The organism is Pseudomonas sp. TMB3-21, from assembly GCF_054898145.1.
Window position 1 is genome coordinate 1,466,622 of record NZ_CM142718.1, and the last position, 15,133, is coordinate 1,481,754.

At 57.3% G+C, this 15,133-nt stretch carries 17 protein-coding genes; 11 read left to right on the forward strand and 6 right to left on the reverse strand.

The window, feature by feature from the left end:
- The first annotated feature begins 113 nt into the window (after positions 1–113).
- Entirely contained in the window at positions 114–329 is a 216-nt protein-coding gene (locus tag ACYZTS_RS06795; RefSeq protein WP_461994910.1) for a dodecin, read from the forward strand.
- Positions 330–452: 123 nt separating this feature from the next.
- On the forward strand, positions 453–674 hold the full coding sequence (locus tag ACYZTS_RS06800) for a DUF1161 domain-containing protein (protein ID WP_461994912.1): 222 nt from the start codon (positions 453–455) through the stop codon (positions 672–674).
- A gap of 60 nt (positions 675–734) precedes the next feature.
- Here the strand turns inward: ACYZTS_RS06800 and ACYZTS_RS06805 are convergent, their stop codons facing one another.
- Complete coding sequence (locus ACYZTS_RS06805; protein WP_461994914.1) at positions 735–1,736, reverse strand: LLM class flavin-dependent oxidoreductase; 1,002 nt, start codon at positions 1,734–1,736, stop codon at positions 735–737.
- Between the two features lie 244 nt (positions 1,737–1,980).
- On the opposite strand from ACYZTS_RS06805, the gene ACYZTS_RS06810 reads away from it, so the two are divergent.
- Together ACYZTS_RS06810 and ACYZTS_RS06815 are read left to right on the forward strand one after the other, a co-directional pair.
- A complete protein-coding gene (locus tag ACYZTS_RS06810; RefSeq protein WP_028619851.1) occupies positions 1,981–2,412 on the forward strand; it encodes an OsmC family protein in 432 nt (143 codons plus the stop codon).
- Positions 2,413–2,559: 147 nt separating this feature from the next.
- Entirely contained in the window at positions 2,560–2,799 is a 240-nt protein-coding gene (locus tag ACYZTS_RS06815; protein ID WP_028619852.1) for a DUF1161 domain-containing protein, read from the forward strand.
- A 9-nt stretch (positions 2,800–2,808) separates the two neighbouring features.
- On the opposite strand, the gene ACYZTS_RS06820 is transcribed toward ACYZTS_RS06815, so the two are convergent.
- Positions 2,809–3,231, reverse strand: a complete 423-nt coding sequence (locus ACYZTS_RS06820; protein ID WP_028619853.1) for a PA0061/PA0062 family lipoprotein — start codon at positions 3,229–3,231, stop codon at positions 2,809–2,811.
- A gap of 40 nt (positions 3,232–3,271) precedes the next feature.
- Entirely contained in the window at positions 3,272–3,694 is a 423-nt protein-coding gene (locus tag ACYZTS_RS06825) for a PA0061/PA0062 family lipoprotein (RefSeq protein WP_028619854.1), read from the reverse strand.
- A 60-nt stretch (positions 3,695–3,754) separates the two neighbouring features.
- On the opposite strand from ACYZTS_RS06825, the gene ACYZTS_RS06830 reads away from it, so the two are divergent.
- Complete coding sequence (locus ACYZTS_RS06830; protein ID WP_028619855.1) at positions 3,755–4,837, forward strand: aminopeptidase; 1,083 nt, start codon at positions 3,755–3,757, stop codon at positions 4,835–4,837.
- Positions 4,838–5,006: 169 nt separating this feature from the next.
- Here the strand turns inward: ACYZTS_RS06830 and ACYZTS_RS06835 are convergent, their stop codons facing one another.
- Together ACYZTS_RS06835 and ACYZTS_RS06840 are read right to left on the reverse strand one after the other, a co-directional pair.
- Positions 5,007–5,657 (reverse strand): HAD family hydrolase, encoded by a 651-nt coding sequence (locus tag ACYZTS_RS06835; RefSeq protein WP_028619856.1) that lies wholly within the window; start codon positions 5,655–5,657, stop codon positions 5,007–5,009.
- 28 nt (positions 5,658–5,685) lie between these two features.
- Entirely contained in the window at positions 5,686–6,231 is a 546-nt protein-coding gene (locus ACYZTS_RS06840; protein ID WP_028619857.1) for a gamma carbonic anhydrase family protein, read from the reverse strand.
- A 62-nt stretch (positions 6,232–6,293) separates the two neighbouring features.
- Here ACYZTS_RS06840 and prlC point away from each other — a divergent pair, with 62 nt between their 5' ends.
- From prlC to ACYZTS_RS06855, 3 genes are all read left to right on the forward strand, one after another.
- On the forward strand, positions 6,294–8,372 hold the full coding sequence (gene prlC / locus ACYZTS_RS06845) for an oligopeptidase A (protein ID WP_461994918.1): 2,079 nt from the start codon (positions 6,294–6,296) through the stop codon (positions 8,370–8,372).
- Positions 8,369–8,647: a YheV family putative zinc ribbon protein gene (locus ACYZTS_RS06850; protein ID WP_028619859.1), complete on the forward strand. Its 279-nt coding sequence runs from the start codon at positions 8,369–8,371 to the stop codon at positions 8,645–8,647. The genes prlC and ACYZTS_RS06850 overlap by 4 nt, the downstream gene beginning before the upstream one ends.
- 111 nt (positions 8,648–8,758) lie before the next feature.
- Positions 8,759–10,783, forward strand: coding sequence for a M3 family metallopeptidase (locus tag ACYZTS_RS06855; RefSeq protein WP_461994920.1), 2,025 nt, complete (start codon positions 8,759–8,761; stop codon positions 10,781–10,783).
- A gap of 86 nt (positions 10,784–10,869) precedes the next feature.
- Here the strand turns inward: ACYZTS_RS06855 and ACYZTS_RS06860 are convergent, their stop codons facing one another.
- Positions 10,870–11,175, reverse strand: a complete 306-nt coding sequence (locus tag ACYZTS_RS06860; protein WP_461994922.1) for a hypothetical protein — start codon at positions 11,173–11,175, stop codon at positions 10,870–10,872.
- Positions 11,176–11,384: 209 nt separating this feature from the next.
- On the opposite strand from ACYZTS_RS06860, the gene ACYZTS_RS06865 reads away from it, so the two are divergent.
- From ACYZTS_RS06865 to ACYZTS_RS06875, 3 genes are all read left to right on the forward strand, one after another.
- A complete protein-coding gene (locus ACYZTS_RS06865; RefSeq protein WP_461994924.1) occupies positions 11,385–12,443 on the forward strand; it encodes a PA0069 family radical SAM protein in 1,059 nt (352 codons plus the stop codon).
- Positions 12,444–12,687: 244 nt separating this feature from the next.
- Positions 12,688–13,419, forward strand: a complete 732-nt coding sequence (locus ACYZTS_RS06870) for a carbonic anhydrase (protein ID WP_028619863.1) — start codon at positions 12,688–12,690, stop codon at positions 13,417–13,419.
- 91 nt (positions 13,420–13,510) lie between these two features.
- On the forward strand, positions 13,511–15,037 hold the full coding sequence (locus ACYZTS_RS06875; protein WP_461994927.1) for a SulP family inorganic anion transporter: 1,527 nt from the start codon (positions 13,511–13,513) through the stop codon (positions 15,035–15,037).
- Positions 15,038–15,133 lie beyond the last annotated feature (96 nt).

The following is a 15,133-nucleotide window of genomic DNA, read 5'->3' on the forward strand; positions in this document are numbered from 1 at the left end:
GACTGCGGTGGATCGAGAAAGTGCAGTAAATCTGAACTTCCATGTCGGAATTACCCACTGAAGAAATAGGAAAAATCACTGCTAGGCTGTATTCAAACCCCGAGGAGAACGCCATGACCGATCACCACACCTACAAGAAAATCGAGCTCGTTGGCTCGTCCGTGAGCAGTATCGAAGACGCTATCAACAACGCGCTGGCGGAAGCCAACAAGACCATCAAGAATCTGGAATGGTTTGAAGTGACGGAAACCCGCGGGCACATCGAGAACGGTAAAGCCGCCCATTTCCAGGTGACGCTCAAGGTCGGATTCCGTATTGCCAGCAGTTGAGTTTGCGCTAGTCTTCTGAACTTGCGCGCTGGCCGAATGCCATAGGGAATGGCAAAGCGCTACATGAATACATCCGGCGTGGTCGTCGGATGTCCCTAATGACCCGACCAGGGAATGCGACTGATGAAGAATTTTGTTTTGGCGTTAGGTTTGTTAAGCCTTGCCGGTACAGCGTTGGCTCAAGGCAAGCCATGCGAGGATTTGAAAGCCGAGATTGCCGCGAAGCTCGATGCCAAGGGCGTGTCTGGCTACTCATTGGAAATCGTGGAAAAAGGTGCTGCTGCTGACGGCAAAGTCGTTGGCTCTTGCGAAAAAGGCACCAAGGTAATCGTCTACAAAAGGTAGGCTGATGACACTGCCAATTAAAAAGCCGACGCATGACGTCGGCTTTTTTGTGCCTGTGGATCAGCCCTTCATCACCTGCGCGAGCAGCTCATACGAACGTACGCGATCAGCGTGCTCGTAAAGATCGCTGGTGAAAATCAGCTCGTCTGCCTGGGTCTGCTCGATAAGCACATCCAGCTTCGCACGGATTTTTTCAGGGCTGCCCACCATTGCAAGTCCGAGGAAATCGCCCACCGCCTCCTTCTCGTGCGGCAACCACAGACCGTCCATGGTCTTTACCGGAGGACGCTGCACCAAGCTCTGTCCACGCATGAGCGCGAGAATTCGCTGGTACACCGACGTCGCCAGATAATCAGCCTGCTCGTCGGTGTCGGCAGCCACTAACGGAACGCCGAGCATGACGTAGGGTTTATCCAGCACCGCTGAAGGCTTGAAGTGATTGCGGTAGACGCGGATCGCTTCATGTATGAAACGCGGTGCGAAATGGGACGCGAACGCGTAGGGCAAACCGCGCTGACCGGCCAGCTGTGCGCTGAAGAGGCTCGAGCCCAGCAACCAGACTGGCACATTGGTGTTGGTGCCCGGCATGGCAATGACGCGCTGATCCGGAGTTCGCGGGCCGAGGTAACGCATCAGCTCCGCAACGTCTTCGGGAAAATCATCAGCGCTGCCGGAACGTTCACGGCGCAGGGCGCGAGCCGTCATCTGATCGGAGCCGGGCGCGCGGCCCAGGCCCAGGTCGATTCGGCCCGGGTAAAGGCTTTCGAGCGTACCGAACTGCTCGGCAATTACCAGCGGCGCGTGGTTGGGCAGCATCACGCCCCCCGACCCGACGCGAATGGTTGAGGTGCCGCCGGCCAGGTAACCGAGCAGCACCGAGGTCGCCGAACTGGCGATCCCGTCCATGTTGTGGTGCTCGGCTACCCAGAAGCGGTTGTAGCCGAACTTTTCGACACGCTGTGCCAGGTTCAGCGAGTTGCGCAAGGACTCCGCCGGGCTGCCATTTTCGCGCACGGGCACCAGATCAAGCGCTGAGAATTTGATATCGGACAGATGTTTCATAAGCCTGCTTCTCCAATTTGAGGACGCAGGTTTTTTCTTGTAAGCGAAAACCTGCCGAATCCATAAGCGTGCTCTATGCAATGAGGGCATATACCCGAGATTCAATAGCCAGGGCAAAATTTCCTACGAAAATGGTAGGACTAATCAGATCGGGTGAACTTTGCACCACCGTCTATCCTCAGAACCCTAGCAACCGAAAATCATCAGGGTGCGACGCTCCGCGCCTGAACTCGAGGAGGCAGACATGGCTATTACCAAGAAAGCATCGGCGCATTGGGAAGGTGACCTGAAAACCGGCATCGGTTCCATTTCAACCGAAACCGGCGTCCTCAGAGAAGCGCCCTACGGCTTCAAGGCGCGTTTCGAAGGTGGCAAGGGTACAAACCCTGAAGAGCTGATCGGCGCTGCGCACGCAGGCTGTTTCTCGATGGCATTTTCGATGATCCTGGGCGACGCCGGCCTCAAGGCTGACAGCATCGACACCGACGCTGAAGTGACGCTGGACCAGGTCGAAGGTGGCTTCGCAATTACTGCGGTGAAGCTGATCCTGAAAGCCAGGATCCCTGGTGCAAGCCAGGCGCAATTTGAAGAGCTGAGCAACAAGGCCAAAGAAGGCTGCCCGGTTTCCAAAGTGTTGAACGCGAAGATCAGCCTGGATGCAACGCTGATCAGCTAAGTCGCTTAGTTGCAACGCGCGATCGCAGCCTTCGACAGGCTGCGATTTTTTTGTCCTGAAACAAAACCCCGCTGGCGTCGCTGTGGTCCAATAAATGACAGCAGCTGAAGCGCACTTCCGTGCGTGCTGCATCAAGGAGCTTCAACCATGAAACGTTTTGCCCTGGCGGTTCTCTGCAGTGCGCTGGCAACGTCGGCTTTCGCGGCACCCAAAGACTGTGAAGAGCTCAGGAAAGAGATTGAAGTCGATATTCAGGCTAAAGCAGTGCCCTCTTACACGTTGGAAATCGTGTCGAAGGAAGAGGGTGAGAAGCACGATGTAGCCATGGTCGTTGGCAGCTGCGAAAACGGCACCAAACGCATCATCTATCAAAAAAACGAAGATTGATGATCGGCTTCAGATGATGCAGTAGGCCTGCCGATCTTCTGCCACGATCTCCCGCTTGGAGTTGTACAGCCGAGCACTCGGGGTAAACGAAATCGACCGTCCTTCCAGCACATAGCGCTGGCCCGCTTCGAAATGATCGTAGTTGATGGTCAGGTAACACAACCGTTCCCTGGGGCTGCTCATCGTGCTCATGCCACCGCCACCGGGTACTTCAAAATCGAAGCGAACAATCAGCTCATGACTGCCGGGTGTGACCTGAAAGTAACGCCCGTCCTGCGTCCGCTGATTGTCCAGGCGCTCGGCCATCAGCAGTTTATCGTTCGGAAAAGGCGTTGAGAAATCGACCCACGCCATCTGCGGATTAACCGCCGGTAGTGGGCTTGTGCAGCCGGCCATCACACTGGCAGCGAGCAACAACGTCAACCTGCGCATGATAAATGTCCCGATGTCTGATCATTCAGCATAGCGCTGTTCAGGTACGTTGGCAGCCTGCCGGCGTGCCTTCGCCAATCACTTTTCGCTGTTGATCATAGAGCTTTGCCCACGGCCGAAAGCCGATGTTTCCCGCTTGCAGTTGGTACTTCTGCCCCGCGTTGAAATCGTTGAATTTCACGTTCAATTGGCAATCGCGCCACAGAGGCTGGGCGTCAGGACCAATGTTGGTCGGCTGCACCGGGAATTGATAGCGCACCGTCAACTCATGGCTGCCGGGCTGTACTTCGAAATAGCGTTTGTCGGTGGAGGCCTTGTCGTCGACCTCCATAGCCTGCAGCGCGGTGTCTTCCTGCTGCGGGTGCAGGTCGATCCAGGCTTGGGCCGGGTCTTGTTCAGGCAAACCAAAACCAGCGCAGCCAGTCAGCATTAATAAGCCGCTCGTCAGCATCATCTTACGCATAGCGGAGCTCCAGTCAGGCGGGATAGTCTTGCGAGCAGACTTTCCAGGGATGATTTTATTTTGATCAGGCCGCTTCCAAGCCTTGGGTTACTTGATCGCGTTTTGCGCATTTTGTTTCCGGGCGTGATGTTTTTGTTGCTCAGTGGGTGCACCAGCGTCAGCTATTACGGCCAATTGGTCAGTGGCCAGCTGCGGTTGCTGAACGCTCGCGTGCCGGTCGCACAAGTGATCGCCGATCCTTCGCGCGATGAGAAGCTGCGCAACCATCTCGCCCAATCGCAAAAAGCCCGGACATTTGCCAGCCAGCATCTGCATCTGCCGGACAACCAGAGTTACAGACTGTATGCCGACATCGATCGGCGTTACGTAGTCTGGAATGTCTTCGCCACGCCGGAATTTTCCCTGGCACCACAAAACCATTGTTTTCCCATCGCCGGCTGCGTCGCTTATCGCGGTTACTACAACCAAGGCGCGGCACGAGGCGCGGCGGCAGTCATGCAGTTGCAAGGTATGGACGTGTCGGTTGGCGGCGTCGAGGCTTATTCGACGCTCGGGTGGTTCAATGATCCGATCATGAGTTCGATGATGGGCTGGGGAGACGAAAGGCTGGCGACGTTGATCTTTCATGAACTGGCGCACCAGCGGCTGTATGTGAAGGACGACACCGAGTTCAACGAGTCTTTCGCCACGTTTGTCGAGCAGGAAGGTACGCGGCAGTGGCGGGCGATTCGTGAGCTGCCGCCTGAAGACAACGCCCGGGCCCAGCAGCGGGAACAGTTTATTCAGCTGGTTCTGGACACCCGCTCGCGGCTGGAACGGTTGTATGCCCAGCCTCTGACTGTGGAAGAAATGCGCGCGCGTAAAGGCGCTGAATTTGAACGACTGCGTACCGAGTACCGGCAGTTGCGCGACAGCCGATGGGCGGGAGACAAACGTTATGACGCCTGGATCTACGCACCGATGAACAATGCCCGGTTGCTGCCGTTTGGTTTGTACGATCAATGGGTACCGGCATTTGCTGCGTTGTTTCGGCAGGCAGGCGGGGACTGGGTGAGGTTTTATGCGGCAGCTGAGAAGCTCGCGGAGTTGCCGGTTGTGGAGCGCAAAGCAGCACTGAAGGTGTTGGCAGAGGCGAAGATTTGAGGTGATCCAGCGATCGCGCGGGCAAGCCTTGCTCCCACAGATATCATCGTTCACAACATCGCCTGCTATGCGACCTGTGGGAGCAGGTGGAGCGGCACTCCGACTTGCCCGCAATGGCGCCCTACCACCAAATCGCAAACCAAAGACCGCGCCGCCGAAGGTGAATTCGTTAACTCCGTAAAAACGCCCGATGCATCTCATCCAGCGTCTCGAAATGATACGTCGGCAGTTCCGCGCACAGCTCTTCCCGGCTGCCAAACCCGTAACCCACCGCAGCGGCATGCAGCCCGTTGCTACGGGCGCCGATCAGGTCGTGTTTGCGATCGCCGACCATCAGCGTATTGGCCGGGTCGAGGTTTTCTTCAGCCATCAGATGCGCTATCAGCTCGACTTTGTTGGTGCGGGTACCATCCAGTTCGCTGCCGTAGATCACCTTGAAGTGTTTGGCGAAGTCGAAGTGTCGGGCGATTTCCCTGGCAAATACCCACGGCTTGGACGTGGCGATATACAGCTGTCGCCCTTGACCGCCGAGGGTTTCCAGCAGTGGCGTGACGCCATCGAACACACGGTTTTCATACAGTCCGGTGACTTTGAAGCGCTCGCGGTAGAAGTTCACCGCTTGCCAGGCCTTCGCTTCATCGAAGTCATAGAACTGCATGAACGCCTGCAATAACGGCGGGCCGATGAAGTGTTCAAGTCGGGTCAGGTCCGGCTCATCGATCCCCAGCTTGCTCAAGGCAAACTGGATCGAACGGGTGATGCCCTCACGCGGGTCGGTCAGCGTGCCATCGAGGTCGAACAAAATCGTTTGGTAATGCATGAAAATTCCTGGCCAGTGGCGGGATGATTCAATCTTTGTCGTAGCCTTCGGCCAGATGCAGATCCTTTAACTTCACGTAATTCGCCGCGCTGTAGGTGAAAAAGGCTTTTTCCTTGTCGGTCAGCGGGCGGATCAGTTTGACCGGACTGCCGACATAGAGAAATCCGCTGTCCAGACGCTTGCCCGGCGGCACCAGGCTGCCGGCACCGATGATCACATCGTCGGCGATCACTGCACCGTCCATGACGATGCTGCCCATGCCGATCAACACCCGGCTGCCGACGCTGCAACCGTGCAGCATGACCTTGTGAGCGATGGTCACGTCATCACCGATCAGACAGGCAAAGCCATCGGGGTTGAACGGACCGGCGTGAGTGATATGCAGCACGCAGCCATCCTGCACGCTGGTGCGGGCGCCAATGCGGATACGGTGCATGTCGCCACGGATCACTGTGAGCGGCCATACTGAGCTGTCTTCGCCGATTTCGACGTCGCCGATTACCACCGCCGAGCTGTCGACAAAAGCGCCTTTGCCCAGTAGCGGCGTGTGATTCTGATACTTGCGAAGGGTCACGATAGGCTCTCTCTCTTTTGCTGATAGCTGCGGTGAGCGTCGATTGTAATTAAGATGGGCGCATGTTTCTTCCAGCCAAGGTGCCAAACGTGAGCGTGAACAACCCTCTTTTGCAGTCCTACGACCTGCCGCCGTTCTCGGCGATCCGGGCCGAACACGTGCAACCGGCGATTGAACAGATCCTGGCTGACAACCGCGCCGCCATTATCGAAATCCTCAAAACCCAGGGAAAACAACCGACCTGGGCCGGCCTGGTGCTGGCGATGGACGAACTCAATGATCGACTGGGCGCGGCCTGGAGCCCGGTCAGTCACTTGAATGCCGTGTGCAACAGCGCCGAATTGCGCGAAGCCTACGAGTCGTGCCTGCCAGCCCTCAGCGCCTATTCGACCGAGATGGGCCAGAACCGCGAGCTGTTCCAGGCCTTCGAAGCCTTGGCAAACAGCCCGGAAGCCGCCGGTTTCGACGTGGCGCAAAAAACTATTCTGGAGCACTCGCTGCGCGACTTCCGTTTGTCGGGTATCGATCTTCCGCCTGCCGAGCAGCAGCGCTACGCCGAGGTCCAAAGCAAATTGTCCGAGCTGGGCAGCCGCTTCTCCAATCAGCTGCTTGACGCCACGCAAGCCTGGACCAAACACGTTGCCGATGAAACCGTCCTCGCCGGCCTGACCGATTCGGCCAAAGCGCAGATGGCTGCGGCGGCACAGGCCAAAGGCCTCGACGGCTTCCTCATTACCCTGGAATTTCCGAGCTACTACGCGGTGATGACCTATGCCCAGGACCGCGCCCTGCGTGAAGAAGTGTACGCGGCCTACTGCACCCGCGCCTCGGACCAAGGCCCGAACGCCGGTCAGAATGACAACGGCCCAATCATGGAAGAGATCCTCGACCTGCGTCAGGAGCTGGCAAAACTGCTGGGTTTCGCCAGTTTTTCAGAGCTGAGCCTGGCCACCAAAATGGCTGAATCCAGCGATCAGGTGCTGACCTTCCTGCGTGATCTGGCCAAGCGCAGCAAGCCATTCGCTGCACAGGACCTGGCGCAACTGAAAGCCTACGCGGCCGAACAAGGCTGCCCGGACCTGCAAAGCTGGGACAGCGGTTTCTATGGGGAGAAGTTGCGCGAACAGCGCTACAGCGTTGCCCAGGAAGCCCTTCGCGCCTACTTCCCGATCGATAAAGTGCTGAGCGGCCTGTTCGCCATCGTCCAGCGCCTGTACGGCATCGAAATCGCTGAACAGAAAGGCTTCGACACCTGGCACCCGGACGTTCGCCTGTTCGAAATCAAGGAAAATGGTCAGCACGTCGGCCGTTTCTTCTTCGATCTCTACGCCCGCGCCAACAAACGCGGCGGTGCCTGGATGGACGGCGCCCGTGACCGTCGCCGTACCGCTGACGGCGTGCTGCAAAGCCCGGTGGCCAATCTGGTGTGCAACTTCACCCCGGCCGACAGCGGCAAACCTGCGCTGCTGACCCACGATGAAGTCACTACCCTGTTTCACGAATTCGGGCACGGCCTGCACCACTTGCTGACTCGCGTCGATCACGCCGGCGTGTCCGGCATCAATGGTGTGGCTTGGGATGCGGTCGAGCTGCCGAGCCAGTTCATGGAAAACTGGTGCTGGGAGCCAGAAGGACTGGCGCTGATTTCCGGCCATTACGAAACCGGCGAGCCGCTGCCGCAGGATCTGTTGGAAAAAATGCTCGCGGCAAAGAACTTCCAGTCGGGACTGATGATGGTGCGCCAACTGGAATTCTCGCTGTTCGACTTCGAACTGCACGCCACCCGCGGCGATGGCCGTAGCCCCCTGCAAGTGCTGGAAGGCGTGCGCGACGAAGTCTCGGTGATGCGTCCGCCAGCCTACAACCGTTTCCCGAACAGCTTCGCGCACATCTTCGCAGGGGGGTACGCAGCGGGTTACTACAGCTATAAATGGGCTGAAGTGCTGTCGGCCGACGCCTTTTCAAAATTTGAAGAAGACGGCGTGCTCAATGCCGAAACCGGCCGCGCATTCCGTGAAGCGATCCTCGCGCGCGGGGGCTCCCAAGAGCCGATGGTGCTGTTCGTCGACTTCCGTGGCCGTGCGCCATCGATTGACGCACTCTTGCGTCATAGCGGCCTGAGTGAGGACGCCGCAGCATGAGTGAGGGGCCAGTGATCACTAAAAAACGCTTCATCGCCGGGGCCGTATGCCCGGCGTGCAGCGAGCCGGACAAGTTGCGGATGTGGAGCGAAGATGACGTTCCGCACCGTGAGTGTGTGGCCTGCGGTTATGCCGACACGCTGAATGAACAAGGTCTGTCGGTGCCGAAAGAATTGGGCACCCGGGTCAATACGTCAGCGTTGAAAGCGCCGGATACAAAAGTGCAGGCTGTGCAGTTCTTCCCCAATCCAAAGTTGAAGAAAAAACCAGAGTAAAATCTGCCACCTCTCTCGCCTGAACAGCGCGAGAGGTGGTAACTATGTACCGCCCTTCCCCTGTGCTTCCTGAATAGGCTGACCGATCAGCCCTCATTCAAGGAAGACAGCATGACCCTCACCAATCCGCTTTTACAAAAATGGACACTGCCGCCGTGGACTGCCATCCGCGCCGAGCATCTTGCGCCGGCCATCGATGCAATCATTGCGGACAATCGTCAGGCCCTCGCCGACATCATGGCCAGCCAAAGCGTTTTTCCAACCTGGGACGATCTGGTGATTGCCGTCGACGAAACGGATGCACGTCTCGCCGAGACCATGGCAGTGATCGACACCCTCGACGGGGTTAACGTCGACGACGAAGTCTGGCAGACGGCGAGCAACTGGAGTCGCAACGCCGCTATGCGATACACATCCGAAAAGATGAACAACAGGGCGTTGTTCGAGACTTATCAACGGCTGGCAAATAGTCCGATTGCGCTCAATTTTGATGAGCCTCGTCAGGCTGTGCTACGCAAGATCCTGCGCAAGTTTCAAATGTCCGGCATCGATTTGAATAACGAACAACAGCAAGTACTGGCGCGCACCAATGATGCTATCGGTACGTTCGAAGGCCTGTTCATCGCGAAACTGGAAATCGCCACGCAAGCCTGGGATAAACGCTTCGATGACGAAGCGCCACTCAACGGTTTGTCCCCAGCCATGAAAGCGAGCCTTGCTCTCAATGCGCAACAGGCGGGCCACGCCGGATGGCTGATGCGGCTGGACCAGAACACTTACCAGCACGTGATGACCCACGCCGAGGACCGAGCACTTCGCGAGGAATACTTCATCGCCTACACGACCCGGGCCTCGGATCAAGGTCCCCACGCAGGCCAGTACGATAACGGTCCGGCGCTGGAATCGTTAATGGACCTGCGCCAACGTAAAGCCCGACTGCTGGGGTACGCAAACTTTGCGCAACTGGGTCTGGCAACAAAAATGGCCGCATCCGAAGCGCACGTCAGCGCCTTCCTGCGCCAGCAAATCGCATTGGTAACAGCGGATCTCGAAATCGATGTTCAAGCACTCAAGGCTTTCGCCCTTGAGCATGAAATTGCCGATATTCAGCCGTGGGATCGCGCTTTCCTTGCCGAAAAGTTGCGCCGCCACACGCATGACGGTGCGCTCAAAAATCTGAAATCGTACTTCCCGCTCGATGGGACGTTGCGACGGTTGTGCCTGTTCGGCGAGCGGATGTTCGGGATCAAAATTGTCGAGCAGAAAGCGTTCAATCAATGGCACGAAAATGTTCGACTGTTCGAAATCAGCGAACATGATCGCGTGGTTGGGTATATCTATCTTGATCCTTTCCATCGAGTAGGGTCCACGGACTATGCGTGGACCGCCACGCTACGAAACAGGCATCGCGACGCTGAAGGGCAAGTGGCGCTACCCATAGCCGTTCTTTATGGAAACTTCACTGAGGGCGTGGCTGACATGCCCTGTCTACTCGTGCATCAGGATCTGCGCGTGCTGTTCCATGAGTTTGGCCATTGCCTGCAGCATGTGCTGACGCGCACTCCCCATTTCACCCTATCGGGAATCTCCGAATTCGCCCGGGACGGCGCCGAATTCACTGGGCAGATGTTTGAACTCTGGTGTCAGTCGAAAGAGTTTTTGCTGTGGATTGCGGCCGAGTATCAAACCGGAGCGCGCTTGAGCGCCGAGCGGATCGAACGGGCACTGGTTGCTACTCAGGCTCAGACCAGTTGGCAAACCGCAGAGCTGTTGATGAGCGCGCTCTTCGACTTTGAATTGCATCGCTGCCACGGCGATGGCCGCAGCGTGCAGCAGGTGTTTGACGACATTCAAAAAGAAATCCCGCACCTGCAACTGCCGAGCTATTGCCGGTTCGCCAACAGCTTCGACTACATGGTGACGGGTTACGAGGCATCGGTTTATGCCTATAAGTGGTCAGGGGTATTGGCAACTGAAGCCTTCAAACGGTTTCAACGAGACGGTGTATTCCATGTGGCAACGGGTAAGGCCTTTCGAGAGGCCGTCTTTACACCGGGTGATGCGCGCTCTCTGCTAACTTCGCTTGAAGTGTTCCTTGAACGTACGATTGACCAGGATCTTTTCCCGACGCCTTGATTAGTTGAACGCCTATAAATACCGCGTCTCTCCTTGGCATTATCCAAGTACACCTGAATGAAGATTCATTCAGGTGTATCCATGAATCAAGGATTAACTATGCTTGAGTAAGCTTTTGCCAGTGCCAACAGTTTTGCCTTGTCGTCATTGTCGATATCGCCATCTCCATCAACATCGCTATTGACCGATTTGATACTGAAAGAACGCCCGCCATCATTGGAAACCGCATCGACGTAGACCGAGTCCACCAGTACATCCATCACTGCGCCGGCCTCCGCATCCCAGCCTGATTCCTTACGGCCCAGTTGCATGGATACTCGCGCCTCCCGCGGATTGGTAATAGTTGGAGCCAACAACTGCAGAAAGATACCGCGCTGATTAAAAAACGACATGATTAAATTCCATTTAAACTAGTAATTAATATTAAGTAGTGCCAACCGGATACTACTAAGCCTTAATCAGCAAGTGCTATTCGTTATATGTTTCCCGGCATTGCTTCAAGTTGAACCAGATTGAAGTATTGGCAGCAGGCGCCGAATGGTACTCGCCGAATTCGCAACCCTCGGATACTGTATGCACATACAGCTAGAGAGTTCTGCCCATGATCCCGCCATTGCCACCCCGCGGACGCGGCACAGCGACCAATCCGCACAACCGTTTCGCCCCCAATCGCTCCGTGGCCGAGGATGACGGCTGGTATCAGGAAGTCCCGGCGACGCAAGGGACCGAGGTGCGCATCGAAACGGCGAAAACCATCATCACCCGCAACAGCTCGCCAGACCTGCCGTTCGATCGCTCGATCAATCCTTATCGAGGCTGCGAGCACGGCTGTATCTACTGCTATGCCCGGCCCAGTCATGCCTATTGGGACATGTCACCGGGGCTGGATTTCGAAACGAAACTGATCGCCAAGACCAACGCCGCCGATGTCCTGGAAGAACAGCTTTCCCGGCGCGGTTATCAATGCGCACCCATCGCCTTGGGCACTAACACAGATCCTTATCAGCCGATCGAACGTGAACACCGGATTACGCGCAAAACACTCGAAGTACTGCTGCGTTACCGTCACCCGGTAACCATTGTCACCAAAGGCTCGCTGATTCTTCGTGACCTCGACCTGCTGGCCGAAATGGCCGAGCAACGCCTGGTGGCCGTGATGATCAGCCTGACCACGCTGGACGATGAATTGAAACGGATTCTCGAACCTCGCGCGGCAGCACCCAAGGCGCGATTGCGGGCGATTCGCGTGATGCGTGAGGCGGGGATTCCGGTCGGGGTGTTGTGTTCACCGATGATTCCGATGATCAATGACAGCGAACTCGAAAGTTTGCTGACACAAGCCTACGCCGCCGGTGCGCAGAGTGCCGCCTACATGATGCTGCGCTTGCCCCTGGAAGTGGCGCCGCTGTTCGAAGAATGGCTGGCGGCGCATTACCCGCAACGCGCGGCTCACGTGCTGAGCCTGATCCGCCAAAGCCGCGGCGGCGAGCTCTATGACAGTCGATTCGGCACTCGCATGCGCGGTGAGGGGCCGTTTGCTGATCTGTTGGCGCAACGTTTCGCCAAAGCCATCAAGCGGCTGGGGATCAATCGCCGTGACGGCTACATTCTGGACTGCGATTCCTTTTGTCCGCCGGGTCGCCAGATGTCACTGATTTAAGGACAATAGACCTGTTGTCGAGCAGGTGTAATAGCGCTTGGACACTACGCCGGTCACGTTTTTTGTGACCTGGAACACACGTTCTAGAGCGGTTTATTCAGTTTGAGTTAAGTTTCGACAGCTACCGTGTTCATCGAGTGACTGACGGGTCGACGGTTATGACCCGCTCGTTTTTTAAACAGCCACTGGCTTCCAACCGGAAAAAACGGGACCCTTCCCTGATTCCGATCAAGAGGATGAATTCATGAGTGACAAGGATAAACAGCCGCTGGCTGCGTCGGCTTCAGCCCAACCAGAGGCGGAGACCGCCGATGCAGCGCTGAAGCATATCGTTGACGGCTTTTTGCATTTTCATCACGAAGTCTTCCCGCAGCAGGAAGAGCTTTTCAAGAAACTCGCCACGGCCCAGAGCCCGCGAGCAATGTTCATTGCCTGCGCTGATTCGCGCATCGTGCCTGAACTGATCACCCAAAGTGCCCCTGGCGACCTGTTTGTCACCCGCAACGTTGGCAACGTAGTGCCGCCTTACGGACAGATGAACGGTGGCGTGTCGACCGCGATCGAGTATGCGGTACTCGCGCTCGGCGTGCAGCACATCATCATTTGCGGACATTCCGATTGTGGCGCCATGCGTGCGGTACTCAACCCGCAAAGCCTGGAAAAAATGCCGACGGTCAAAGCCTGGCTGCGCCACGCCGAAGTGGCCAAAACCATGGTCTCGGAAAACTGCAATTGCGCCAATGAAGGCGAAAGCATGAAGATTCTCACCGAAGAGAATGTCATCGCTCAGTTGCAACATTTGCGCACGCATCCCTCGGTAGCATCGCGCATGGCCAACGGTCAGCTGTTCATCCATGGTTGGGTCTACAGCATTGAAACCAGCGAAATCAAAGCTTACGACGCGGATCAGGGCTGCTTCCTGCCGCTCGATGGCAGCCATCCGATTCCGGTGGCGACGCCCAAAGCGCGCTTCTAAATCCTCCTAAACACCCAGTGTGGTAAAGCCGTGGCTGCCGATTGAGCAGCACGGCTTTGCCATGCCTGAAGAAAACTTCGGGAGAATCATCATGCGTGCTGCGCAACTCAAAGCTGTTCTGCCAAGAGAGCTGCTGGCTTCAGTGGTTGTCTTTCTGGTCGCCCTGCCCCTGTGCATGGGCATCGCCATAGCCTCGGGACTTCCGCCGGCCAAAGGCCTGATCACCGGTATCATCGGTGGTCTGGTGGTGGGCTGGATCGCCGGGTCGCCGCTGCAGGTCAGTGGGCCTGCGGCGGGCCTGGCGGTGCTGGTCTTCGAACTGGTGCGCCAGCATGGCATCGACATGCTCGGGCCGATTCTGCTGCTGGCGGGTTTCCTGCAACTGGTCGCCGGGCGCCTGAAACTGGGCTGCTGGTTTCGCGTGACGGCACCTGCGGTGGTTTACGGCATGCTCGCCGGGATTGGCGTGCTGATCGTGCTGTCGCAAGTGCACGTGATGCTCGACGCGGTGCCCAAGCCATCGGGGCTGGAGAACCTGACGGCGTTCCCGGCAGCCGTGGCCCAGGCATTGCCGTCTTTTGGCTGGCAGGCCGGTCTGCTCGGCTTGTCGACCATCGCCGTGATGTACCTCTGGGAAAAACTGCGCCCGCACTCTCTGCGCTTTGTGCCCGGAGCTTTGCTCGGTGTCGGCCTGGCGACGGTCGCCAGCCTGGTGCTGGCATTGCAGGTCAAACGTGTGGAGGTGCCGGCGAATCTCGCAGAAGCCATCGATTGGTTGAAGCCTGCGGATTTGCTTAACCTGGCGGACCCTACCCTGCTGATCGCTGCATTCGCCGTGGCGTTTATCGCCAGCGCCGAAACCTTGTTGTCGGCGGCCGCCGTAGACCGCATGCACAGCGGCGCGCGCTCGGATTTTGATCGGGAATTGTCCGCGCAAGGTGTCGGCAACATGCTTTGCGGTCTGCTCGGCGCACTGCCGATGACCGGTGTGATTGTGCGCAGCTCGGCCAACGTCCAAGCCGGCGCCACTACGCGCATGTCGACGATTTTCCACGGCCTCTGGCTGCTGGCTTTCGTGTTGCTGCTGTCGAGCGTGCTGCAAAGCATCCCGGTGGCGAGCCTGGCGGGCGTTCTGGTGTACACCGGGTTCAAACTGGTCGATCTGAAAGTCTTCCGAGGCTTGGGTCGTTATGGGCGGATGCCAATGTTCACCTATGCCGCGACGGCGCTGGCAATCATCTTCACCGACTTGCTGACCGGCGTCTTGATCGGCTTTGGTCTGACCCTGGCCAAACTCGCCTGGAAAGCCTCGAGACTGAAGATCAGCCTGATCGATTTGCCCCAGGAAGGCGAGATGGAGCTGCGCCTGATGGGTGCTGCAACCTTTCTGAAGGTGCCGGCGTTGACGCAAGTATTGGGGACAATTCCTGCGGGCGCGACCGTTCATGTACCGCTCAATAATCTGAGCTACATCGACCATTCGTGCCTGGAATTGCTGGAGGACTGGGGGCGGGCCAATGCGGCGAAGGGTTCGACGCTATTGATTGAGGCGCGCGGGCTGAAGCGCAGGCTGGAGGGGCGTTTGCGCACCACCACCGGCGTAGGATCTGGGGCATAAAAAACAAATGGATGGTGGGAGCGGGCTTGCTCGCGAAAGCGAAGTGTCAGTCGACATCAACGTTGAATGATCGACCGCATTCGCGAGCAAGCCCGC

Coding starts and splice junctions, on each gene's coding strand:
- ACYZTS_RS06870 (WP_028619863.1), top strand. CDS start 12,688: ATGAGTGACAAGGATAAACAGCCGCTGGCTGCGTCGGCTTCAGCCCAA.
- ACYZTS_RS06860 (WP_461994922.1), bottom strand. CDS start 11,175: ATGTCGTTTTTTAATCAGCGCGGTATCTTTCTGCAGTTGTTGGCTCCA.
- ACYZTS_RS06820 (WP_028619853.1), bottom strand. CDS start 3,231: ATGCGCAGGTTGACGTTGTTGCTCGCTGCCAGTGTGATGGCCGGCTGC.
- ACYZTS_RS06875 (WP_461994927.1), top strand. CDS start 13,511: ATGCGTGCTGCGCAACTCAAAGCTGTTCTGCCAAGAGAGCTGCTGGCT.
- prlC (WP_461994918.1), top strand. CDS start 6,294: ATGTTTCTTCCAGCCAAGGTGCCAAACGTGAGCGTGAACAACCCTCTT.
- ACYZTS_RS06865 (WP_461994924.1), top strand. CDS start 11,385: ATGATCCCGCCATTGCCACCCCGCGGACGCGGCACAGCGACCAATCCG.
- ACYZTS_RS06800 (WP_461994912.1), top strand. CDS start 453: ATGAAGAATTTTGTTTTGGCGTTAGGTTTGTTAAGCCTTGCCGGTACA.
- ACYZTS_RS06825 (WP_028619854.1), bottom strand. CDS start 3,694: ATGCGTAAGATGATGCTGACGAGCGGCTTATTAATGCTGACTGGCTGC.
- ACYZTS_RS06855 (WP_461994920.1), top strand. CDS start 8,759: ATGACCCTCACCAATCCGCTTTTACAAAAATGGACACTGCCGCCGTGG.
- ACYZTS_RS06810 (WP_028619851.1), top strand. CDS start 1,981: ATGGCTATTACCAAGAAAGCATCGGCGCATTGGGAAGGTGACCTGAAA.
- ACYZTS_RS06795 (WP_461994910.1), top strand. CDS start 114: ATGACCGATCACCACACCTACAAGAAAATCGAGCTCGTTGGCTCGTCC.
- ACYZTS_RS06805 (WP_461994914.1), bottom strand. CDS start 1,736: ATGAAACATCTGTCCGATATCAAATTCTCAGCGCTTGATCTGGTGCCC.
- ACYZTS_RS06815 (WP_028619852.1), top strand. CDS start 2,560: ATGAAACGTTTTGCCCTGGCGGTTCTCTGCAGTGCGCTGGCAACGTCG.
- ACYZTS_RS06835 (WP_028619856.1), bottom strand. CDS start 5,657: ATGCATTACCAAACGATTTTGTTCGACCTCGATGGCACGCTGACCGAC.
- ACYZTS_RS06850 (WP_028619859.1), top strand. CDS start 8,369: ATGAGTGAGGGGCCAGTGATCACTAAAAAACGCTTCATCGCCGGGGCC.